Origin of the sequence: Clostridium sp. CF012 (assembly GCF_018861755.1) — a bacterium.
GTDB lineage: Bacteria > Bacillota > Clostridia > Clostridiales > Clostridiaceae > Clostridium_AD.
In genome coordinates, this window is record NZ_JAHLEF010000064.1 from 1 (window position 1) to 7,259 (window position 7,259).

Annotated in this window: 10 protein-coding genes and 1 pseudogene; all 11 read right to left on the reverse strand. The window is 32.2% G+C overall.

What is annotated here, in order from left to right:
* Positions 1-1,128: Ig domain-containing protein (locus KPL50_RS25820; RefSeq protein ID WP_216301359.1), on the reverse strand; the 1,128-nt coding region annotated here is incomplete at its 3' end.
* 261 nt (positions 1,129-1,389) lie between these two features.
* Positions 1,390-1,560 carry a hypothetical protein gene (locus tag KPL50_RS25825; protein ID WP_216301368.1) on the reverse strand — a complete coding sequence of 57 codons (171 nt, stop codon included), beginning with the start codon at positions 1,558-1,560 and terminating at the stop codon, positions 1,390-1,392.
* Between the two features lie 2 nt (positions 1,561-1,562).
* Entirely contained in the window at positions 1,563-1,781 is a 219-nt protein-coding gene (locus tag KPL50_RS25830) for a hypothetical protein (RefSeq protein ID WP_216301360.1), read from the reverse strand.
* A gap of 16 nt (positions 1,782-1,797) precedes the next feature.
* A complete protein-coding gene (locus KPL50_RS25835) occupies positions 1,798-2,898 on the reverse strand; it encodes a hypothetical protein (RefSeq protein WP_216301361.1) in 1,101 nt (366 codons plus the stop codon).
* 13 nt (positions 2,899-2,911) lie between these two features.
* Positions 2,912-3,469: a putative phage tail protein gene (locus KPL50_RS25840; RefSeq protein ID WP_216301362.1), complete on the reverse strand. Its 558-nt coding sequence runs from the start codon at positions 3,467-3,469 to the stop codon at positions 2,912-2,914.
* Complete coding sequence (locus tag KPL50_RS25845; RefSeq protein ID WP_216301363.1) at positions 3,459-4,526, reverse strand: baseplate J/gp47 family protein; 1,068 nt, start codon at positions 4,524-4,526, stop codon at positions 3,459-3,461. The genes KPL50_RS25840 and KPL50_RS25845 overlap by 11 nt, the downstream gene beginning before the upstream one ends.
* Positions 4,527-4,545: 19 nt before the next feature.
* Positions 4,546-5,004, reverse strand: a complete 459-nt coding sequence (locus KPL50_RS27305) for a DUF2634 domain-containing protein (protein ID WP_216301364.1) — start codon at positions 5,002-5,004, stop codon at positions 4,546-4,548.
* Positions 5,005-5,340 (reverse strand): DUF2577 family protein, encoded by a 336-nt coding sequence (locus KPL50_RS25855; protein ID WP_216301365.1) that lies wholly within the window; start codon positions 5,338-5,340, stop codon positions 5,005-5,007.
* A 9-nt stretch (positions 5,341-5,349) separates the two neighbouring features.
* Positions 5,350-6,387, reverse strand: coding sequence for a hypothetical protein (locus KPL50_RS25860; RefSeq protein WP_216301366.1), 1,038 nt, complete (start codon positions 6,385-6,387; stop codon positions 5,350-5,352).
* Positions 6,384-6,770, reverse strand: a complete 387-nt coding sequence (locus tag KPL50_RS25865; protein ID WP_253200822.1) for a hypothetical protein — start codon at positions 6,768-6,770, stop codon at positions 6,384-6,386. Before KPL50_RS25865 ends, KPL50_RS25860 begins: the two co-directional genes overlap by 4 nt.
* 93 nt (positions 6,771-6,863) lie before the next feature.
* A pseudogene (locus KPL50_RS25870) lies at positions 6,864-7,259 on the reverse strand (phage tail tape measure protein); the annotation flags it as partial.

Consider the following 7,259-nt stretch of genomic DNA (forward strand, 5'->3'; position numbering starts at 1 on the left):
CATTGTTATTGTAAGTATTGCATTTCCTGTATTGTCTGTAGGTGGTTGTACAACTTTATCTGTTACAGTTACTATACAACTTGCAGATAAATTGCTTCCATCTTGAGTTGTTGCAATCACAGTTGCAGTTCCTACTTTTATTGCTGTTACTTTCCCTGTAGCATCTACTGTTGCTATTGTTGGATTACTAGATGTCCAAATTGCACTTCCAGTTGTTGCATTACTTGGTTTTATTGTTGCTACTAGTTGTCCACTATTCCCTACTGTAAGAGCCAAATTTGTTTTATCCAAAGTAAGTTCTGTTGCAATTATACCTGGATTCGTTACAGTTACTATACACCCTGCAGATAAATTGCTTCCATCTTGAGTTGTTGCAGTCACAGTTGCAGTTCCTGCTTTTATTGCTGTTACTTTCCCTGTAGCATCTACAGTTGCTATTGTTTCATCACTGGATATCCAATTCACATTTTTATTTGCTGCATCCACAGGTAGTATAGAAGCATTTAATGTTGTTGTATTTCCTACAATTAAAGTTGTTGCTGCTTTATCTAATTCAATGCTAGATGCGGAAATACTTGGTATTTTTTTCATAAGTTCTATTTCACATACTATGATGTTACCGTAATATCCATTATTTGCAGACACATTTAATTTATAATATTTATACTGATTTTCATTTGAGAAAGTATACTCTCTTTTTACATTAGTCCAATTGACTTCATTTGCTCTAGTATCTAATACTGTCCAAGAAGCACCATCCTGACTTCCTTCAAATGTCCAAGACTTAGGTGCTTGCTTTTCATAAAGACATCTCATTGTATATTTTTCTATTTTTTTAGAAGCACCAAAATCTACTTTTATCCATCCAGATGTATTTGTAACGAGTGGGTTAGGAGAATAATATGTACTCCACTGGTGTCCTGATGAAGAGCCTCCATCAAAAGCTTTCCATGCATAATCAGTTGAGTGTTCACTACTAGCACTGACAGTAACACCGTTCGTTGTATATCCAGTCATAATTGGAACTACAGTATTACTATATTGATCCGCGGCAAAAACATTTACTCGAACTCCAATTAGTGAGATCATTAATAATAAAATAAAAATAATGAAACTTTTTTTCTTCATTGTTACATTCCTCCATTAATTAAATTTAAAACAATTTCTTTCTTACACTTGTATTATCGAATTATTTTACCAAAACTTAACTTTGATTTTTAGGCTCATAGCTATTGGATATTTTATGATATTACTTCTAGTTTCCTATGGTTCAGCAATTACTTAGTAAAACGGCAAAATAAAAACACCCTATTGAGTGCCTACTTTACCCTTTTAAATTATGCTACTACGATTGGATTGCCATTGCCATCTACTCCTAAATCGTCTTAACTAAACTACTTTTGCTAATTCCAATAAAGCATTTTCTACCGCAATTTTATATTCTGCAATTAGAATATCTTCTACTTTAAAAGGTTCATTTGTCTTTGGATTTATCTCCTGTGTGCTAATTTTTTTAACTAATATACCTACTAAATATTGTTTAACTATTACTGTTGCCATTGTTAAATCACTCCTTCGCTTTCTAATAATTTATTTTGCAAACTATTTATTTGTTGCTCTAGTGCATTTAATATAGTAAGTTGTAAAGGTACTACTCCATCATCAAACACAAGATAATTGCCATCGAAATGTTCTTGAATTTCAACTAAAACTTTGTCTGAATTTTCATCTATTATTGTTTGTTTAGTTGCTAAATCTGTAATCTGTATTTTATATTTCACAAAAGCACCTCCTAATTTATGATACGGTTGTTCCGATAGTGACAGGAGTTAAGTCGTTTACAAATGAATAACAAATGTTAATTCCTGATGCACACTGTTCGCCAGATTTGGGGTTCAGTGATTGCATATAGGTATCAAAATAATCACCCGCATTAACATTAGTATCTAATGAATAATTTCCAGCTGATAAAAAATTATATAATGTACCGAATGGTAAACCATTTTTATATAATTGTGCATTTGCATTCATATTTGTCAAGCCAGCACTAAACATAAGTTTAATCCTAATTGAACCAGTGAAATTCACAGTCAATCGTCTACCAACTTTACCCATTTGTATAAGTTCAGTAGTCCAAATTCTAGGGTCAGCATAGCCACCATAATATGAATTACTTACGTTATCACTTGCAATATACCTAGATGGATAGTAAGTTCCTAAAACTCCAAAATAAGACTTACCTGCCATTAGGTTAGATGGTATTTGGTTAGGTTCGTCAATAAACACTCCCATATTTCCACTTTGTTCGGAATTAGGTGTAAGATATGCACCTAATGGTATGCCCATATGAACTCTACCACCAGCATTACCTGTAGTACCGATAGTTGCCCTTCTCCAATTTGGATACTCTTCACTACCCCTTTTGGGTATATTCCCAGTTCTTAAAATTCCATCAGCATTAGTAAAAGTTGAGCCACTAAGCACCTTATCCTCTGTTGCGTTTCCATCTCCTAATTTTATTGCATTTACTCCTGCTACAAGTGCCGAAAAATCCTTACTTGCAGGTGTTATTTTTTTGCCGACAATAGCAGAGTAAACGCCATTTTTCCCATTATCGACAGAGGATTTTAAATCATTCATTTGTTTCGCCGTTTCAGCCAAATGCGACTCAACTGTTGCTCCATCTGCCGCTTTAATATCGCCTGCATTTAGTGTTACATCCCCAGTTTTAAGATTTACGCTTGTAACCGGCACTTTAATATTAGATGCTTTCTCATCAATTTCTTTTATTTTTGCATCTATTATTAAGTTATCTGCATTAAGATCCTCACGCTTAAGTAAATCTGTTCCTACCCAGCTATTTAATCCAATGTTGGGTGTTTTGTTTGTACTAGCCATATTTTCACCTTCCTTAATTTGTTACTTTTGATTCTAAGTTATCCCATGTTAAATTTTTAGACTCTAACCCATCCCATGTTAAATTCCAACTTTCAAACAGATTCCAGTAAAGATACATAAATATATACCGAATTGGTAAATGTGAAGGCTTTACATCGTCTATAGCTAACTCTAAGCCTTTTAAATCGGATGGAACTCCACCTAAGCCATTAAATTTTATTTGTATTTTACCATTTGGGAAGGTAACTGCTATTACCCCGCCTCGCCAACTATTACATACTGCTTGTATTAGTTTTAAATCTGCCTTACTGTCAGATTTCCATTTCGCTTCCACAAAACTTCTTCTATCCTCAATCGAGTTTAAAGGGTTGGTTTTTATTGCAAGCAATTTTTCATAAAATGGTAGAAATTCTAGGGAGATAGTTTTGAAATTATATTGTTTTTCTAATTCAGCCATGGCACTTTTTAGAGTATCTAATTCATTCCCGCCACTTTTAAATATTTCTTGTAGCCATAAATCATCTCTAAATATTTTGTGCATATTTGAAATTAAATTATCTTTAGATAACATTTATAGCCCCCACAACTGCGACCTCTTCATTTGCAATTGAAATATTTTCAATGCCACCATTAATTTTCAAATTTGAATAATCCTCTACACCTTTTGTATTTAAAATTACATTCCCGATTTTTGCATAGGATATGTAATCTTGCTTAAATGCAACCTCTTTTAAATATTCCGTTATGTTGGTTTTTAAAGTTTCGGTTATTTCTGCAAGTGTGTAATTTGTAGCTTCTTGTATATCTACTAGGTCTATGTTTATTGATTTACTTATAGCAGAAACTACCGTACAATAGGCACCGATAGGTGCTTCTCCTTCGCCTGTACCAGTTATGGCGGGGTCGATATAGTCTTGTGACTTTTTAACTACGTCTACACTAGCAGGTTGTTTATTACTATCTATAATTATTACTTTTACAGTGTTAGCGCCATTCCATAAACTTATAACTTTAGCATCTCCAACACCTACAATCTCCTTTGCCCATTTCATATAATGAAATCTATTACCACTGGTTGCGGGCATCCTTAAAGCTTCGTAGTATCGTTCTCTAAGTAAATCATCTGTTTCAGCTTCAAACCCATCAAAACTAGCTAATAAATTATTGCAACTTACTATCCCAGCTATAGTAACTGGCATTTGATTAATAGCATTAGCACCTACATTGCCATTATTACCCGCATCTAATGCTTGTACAGTGACTATAGCGGTATTAGCTACTGTTATATTTTGCAATGACCTAAATTGCAAACCATTAGCGGTAGCAAATAAATTTCCAACAACTATATTCCCATTGCCAACAATCGTTAAAGCAGCATTTGAAAAAGTGGCTATTTTTCTATCTATACCTTTTCTTTGCGTTACATAACTAGTTAATTCTTCGCCTTCTAACTTGTCTACATCTACTTTATTAAATAAGGCTTGTAACCCCACCCAGATACTATTACTTTCTATTGCAAAACTTTTTATAATATCAGCAGTTGGATTTCCTAAAGTTTTTTCATATTCATCTGGAATACTAGTCAACATTTCTTGGTTAATATTATCTACTGTTTTATTTTCATACATATACTTTCACCTCGCTTTTTTATAAATTTTGTATGATGCTAAGAGTTGCATTGTCTTTTAAAATCACTGTAAATGATACTGTTAAGGTTCTTTTTTCGTACTCTATTTTAAAATTTTCTATGGAACTTATAAACCTATGTGTTATAACTGCTTCGCTAATTTCTCTTTCTAGTTCTGCGATTATATAATCTGTTGGTTTTTGTCCGGTGAGGTCTTCAATATTGCAATGAAAATCTGTATCTTTATATACTTTATATTTATCTTTGTAGCTTACTAAAAGTAAAGTAATCCATTGTTTAATCTCTTCCTCGGATTCGATTCTTATATTCTTTCCATTTTCAAAAACAAATTTTCTCTCTATAAAATCAAATTTTAATGACTTCCCAATGGGGGTTATTGCAGTTTCTGTGGTTACCTCGTCAAAATCTTCTAAGACCGTTTCTAGTTCTATGTCTATTGCTGGTAAAATACTATCCACTTATATCACCTCAATTTTATCTATAATAAAAAAAAACTGACCTTCAGCATCTGAAATAACAAGTACTTTATCACCGATTTTTAATATTTCTTTAAATGTAATAGCTCCATTAGCATCTCCAGTAGCATATCCGTCTATTTTTAGTGTAGCTTTTCTTTCAATTTGTTCTTTTAGATTATTACAAACAAAACAGTTTGTGCTATCTAACATTACTTCATTGCCTAAAATTCCAATCTTTAGAGGAGATAAAGACAATATCTCTCCAACTAAGTTTCCTATTCTTTTTACATTATTTCTTTTTTTCATTTCCATAGCCAAATCTGTAGCATATCCCATCTTTACCTCCTAGCATTCTAAAGTTATCGAGCATTTTTGTTTGTTATTTTCTAAAGTATTTGAGCAATTTTTAATGTTGTACCAACCACCCAAGCCCTTGCTTTTCATATTTAAGCCTATACTTCTATTTGCTCTTATTTCTTCCCCGCCATCAAGAATAACTATATTTAAAGTTATTTCTTTGAATATTTTGTTATTAGATTTCAAGAAATTATTCGCTATATTTTTAGCTTTACTTTCATCTTTTTGCTCTACGCTTATAACCTCTTGCAATCCTCCATAGATTTTAATATTTTTTTGATCACTCACGTTTGCTAGAATTTTGTTGTTTTTTTCATCAGAAGATACAACTAAAACTTTATTTTTCATGTCTTCTATAGAAGAAGTTATGGTTAGATCACTAGCTAATAAAAAAGTTGGAAATATTTTATATTCTCTTTGTTTTCTTATGTATAAAATATCTCCTATCATTTCCTTTGTAAATTTTATACCCAGTTCAAGTTCTGCTTGCGCCAGAATATCATCTATGATGGCACTTAAAGTCATATCTTTATAAATTTTTTTTATCAATGTGGTTATTTTTGTTTTAACAACTCTTTTGGCCACTTTAGTTTTACCACTTTTAAGTGTAACGGTTTTATCTGCTTTGCTTTTAAAAGTAGACTTCTTAGCTTCCTGCACCGTATAATCTATTTTTACTATGCTACACTTGATACCAAACTTTTTACATAGTTGTTCTATTGCTGCGCTGGCACTAATTTTATTAAACTGTATTATAGTCTCATTTTTATTTAAGTACCAAGAAAAATCAAAGCACGTATAGTTATAAATTAATTTAGTTTTGGATTTTTTAACGATTACGCCCATGAATACTAACTTGGAATCTATTTTAAATCTTACTATATTGCCTTCCGCCAAATCTGATAAACTTACAAAACTTAACTCTGTCCCTAAAGTATCTTTGTCACTACCCCATGCAACATTATTGCTTTTTGGCAATGCATCAGTCCACTTTTTATTAGCAAATACCATTAAATCGCTTGTCATTTTATCACCCTATATTCTTTAAAATCGACACTATATTGCACATCATGCAACCTATCTTCGTGCCACGTCATGGCCTCCACCGATACCAGCCAGTTTAATATTTCGGGTTTACCATGCTTGTTACCTCGCATCATTACGCACCTTAATGGCACTTTGTTATGCATGGCTTTAATCCACAGATTTATAAGCAAATAAGGGTCATCTTTACTCCTAGCCCAACTATATTTTCCGCCAAATTGTGGTAGGAATCTAGTGAGGTTAAATGTTACGAGCCCTACACTTCCTAGTAAATTAAATATTCCATTATTAAATGTTTCAAATTCTTCATTTTTGGAGGTTTTATTTAATTCAGGCATTTCTTCTGGAAGGACTGGTACCTGCAAAATTGTTTTTCTTTTTAAATCCGAAAAAAATATGTCTGCTATTATAATCACTCCCTTTAATAAAAATAAAGAGCGATTATAAAAACCACTCTTTTACATATTTCCTAATAGTCCTAAAATCTTACTGCACGTTTTTTCAGATGCTTCCTCGAAAAATTCTTCTGAACCTACATTACCTTTAAAATTAAAAATAAATGTATGGCCACCTTTGGATTTTTCTATTAATTGTTTTGATTTATCTGCTGGGATAATTGTTTCTCCACTGGATAATTTTCTAATTTCTCCGCCTTCTTCGTTAATTAATGCAAATCCAGCTTTTGTATAGCTTGAACCTTTTGCATGTTTTGGTATAGTTAACCCAAAATTATTTTTTACATTATATACTTTCGGTTTTGTTATTGCTTTTACTTTTGTACCCTTATCCTCTACGCCTACATTGCCAATCTTCCCAATTTTTACACCTGGTATTTTACTCATTAAACCAGTAAC

What these genes read in the sequence shown, in the direction of transcription:
- KPL50_RS25825 (WP_216301368.1), bottom strand. Translation starts at nt 1,560, where the DNA reads ATGGCAACAGTAATAGTTAAACAATATTTAGTAGGTATATTAGTTAAA.
- KPL50_RS25835 (WP_216301361.1), bottom strand. Translation starts at nt 2,898, where the DNA reads ATGGCTAGTACAAACAAAACACCCAACATTGGATTAAATAGCTGGGTA.
- KPL50_RS25840 (WP_216301362.1), bottom strand. Translation starts at nt 3,469, where the DNA reads ATGTTATCTAAAGATAATTTAATTTCAAATATGCACAAAATATTTAGA.
- KPL50_RS25845 (WP_216301363.1), bottom strand. Translation starts at nt 4,526, where the DNA reads ATGTATGAAAATAAAACAGTAGATAATATTAACCAAGAAATGTTGACT.
- KPL50_RS25855 (WP_216301365.1), bottom strand. Translation starts at nt 5,340, where the DNA reads ATGGGATATGCTACAGATTTGGCTATGGAAATGAAAAAAAGAAATAAT.
- KPL50_RS25860 (WP_216301366.1), bottom strand. Translation starts at nt 6,387, where the DNA reads ATGACAAGCGATTTAATGGTATTTGCTAATAAAAAGTGGACTGATGCA.